Consider the following 1,940-nt stretch of genomic DNA (forward strand, 5'->3'; position numbering starts at 1 on the left):
AACACGGAAGTTAAGCTCTCTAGCGCCGATGGTAGTTGGGACCTTGTCCCTGTGAGAGTAGGACGTCGCCAAGCAAGCTTAAGACGAGTCAGAATGACTCGTCTTTTTTGTGTTTCTAACTTCTAATCAGTCTCAAGTTATTCTGTTATATTCAATTTCGATATGTAGTTTAAGATTTTCTATTTTATTTTTTGTGGAAGCAATCTATCGGTATGTTAAAATAGTACAGTTATTTTTTGAAGTACTTTAATATAGGAAGATTTAATTTTTTTAAAGGAGATAACATGAAAAAAGATAGGTATAATTACAGATTTTCCGAATAGGAAAGCCCGCTACGGTGCGATAGTACCCTCTTTAGGGGTGGGAGTGTCAATATAGTAGTCTTAGTCCTTCTAGCGATTGTATATATGTTAGTTGGGAATTATTTTTATAACTATGCGTTGAATGCGAAACAAGAAAAAGAATTTTTAGAGGATAACCCTCACTTAGTAGAAACTGTGAATGCATCAGGAGATGTGTTCGCTACAAATGAAGAAAAGGATGCTAGCTTTGTCTCAAATCATAAACCTAATACACTACACATAAATTCTTTCGATAAGTTGGAATGGAGAAGCTGAGAAGATAGATTCAAATACGTATTGGAATACCGTATGGAAGTTCGTGGGAAGATATATTCAAGCATAATTAGATTTATATATGCGATAATCAGAAGGTAATACTTTTGATTATCGTTTTTCTATTTATAGATTTATTTTAGGTTGTAGTATATAAGGCTTGAAGCATAAATTTTTGAATTCCTTAGTGCCAGTGCTACAATGATTGAAAACTACATGTTAATGAGGTGTTTCTATGAAAATTGAAGTATGGTCAGATTTTGTATGCCCATTTTGCTACATTGGGAAACGTAGGTTAGAAGTGGCTTTAGAGCAATTTCCTCATAAGAAGGATGTTGAAGTTGAGTTTAAAAGTTTTGAATTAGACCAAAATGCTCCAATCTATTCTGGAACAAGTATTAATGAAGTACTTGCATCAAAGTATGGGATTAGTATTGAAGAAGCGAAACGTAATAACGTGCAGTTAGGTAATCATGCAGCTAGTATGGGTTTAAGTTTTAATTTTGATGAGATGAAGCCGACGAACACTTTTGATGCGCATCGTCTTGCGAAATTTGCAAAGGATCAAGGGAAAGAAAAAGAGATTACGGAAAATCTACTTTTTGCATATTTCACTGAATCGAAAAATTTAAGTGATGTGGATACGCTTGCTTCTATCGCTGAAGCTTCAGGTTTAGATAAACAAGAAGCTTTGCAGGTTATTAATGATAAAAGTGCATATGCAAATGATGTTAGAGTTGATGAAGCGATTGCTCAGCAATATCAAATTTCAGGAGTACCTTATTTTATTATTAATCAAAAGTATGCTATTTCAGGTGCGCAACCACTTGAAACTTTTGTTGGTGCACTTCAGCAAGTGTGGGAAGAAGAGAATCCTGTACCTAAGTTACAAGAGCTCTCTTCAGAAGGTGGAAGTGATATGTCTTGTACAGATGAAAGTTGTTCGGTGCCTTCAAAAGAACAATAGTTTTTATGATGGAAAGCAACCCATAGAGTATTATATGGGTTGCTTATATATTCTGATAGAAGAGGTATGTAAATAGGGTTTTAAAAAAATGAAGTTTTTTTTAAAAAACGTATTGACGATTAGAGATTAGAGGTGTAATATAGAAAAAGTCGCCGATGACAATAACGTCGAAAGCGACAAACGAAATAAAAAACTTAGTTGACATTAACTAACGAAGATGTTAACATAAGGAAGTCGCAAATGAGCGGCAGACAAGTTCTTTGAAAACTGAACGAAACAAACAACGTGAAACGTCAATTTTTATTTTAGATGCTAGACAAACTAACTTTATTGGAGAGTTTGATCCTGGCTCAGGATGA

Annotated in this window: 1 protein-coding gene and 1 pseudogene; both read left to right on the forward strand. The window is 34.3% G+C overall.

Annotated features, from left to right (window positions below):
* Positions 1-407: 407 nt before the first annotated feature.
* Positions 408-602 (forward strand): annotated as a pseudogene (locus PDQ40_RS27990) (alpha/beta hydrolase); the annotation flags it as partial.
* 247 nt (positions 603-849) lie between these two features.
* Positions 850-1,581: a DsbA family oxidoreductase gene (locus PDQ40_RS27995; RefSeq protein ID WP_000687958.1), complete on the forward strand. Its 732-nt coding sequence runs from the start codon at positions 850-852 to the stop codon at positions 1,579-1,581.
* Positions 1,582-1,940: the final 359 nt, after the last annotated feature.

Origin of the sequence: Bacillus cereus group sp. Bc061 (assembly GCF_027715825.1) — a bacterium.
Taxonomy (GTDB): Bacteria; Bacillota; Bacilli; order Bacillales; family Bacillaceae_G; genus Bacillus_A; species Bacillus_A paranthracis.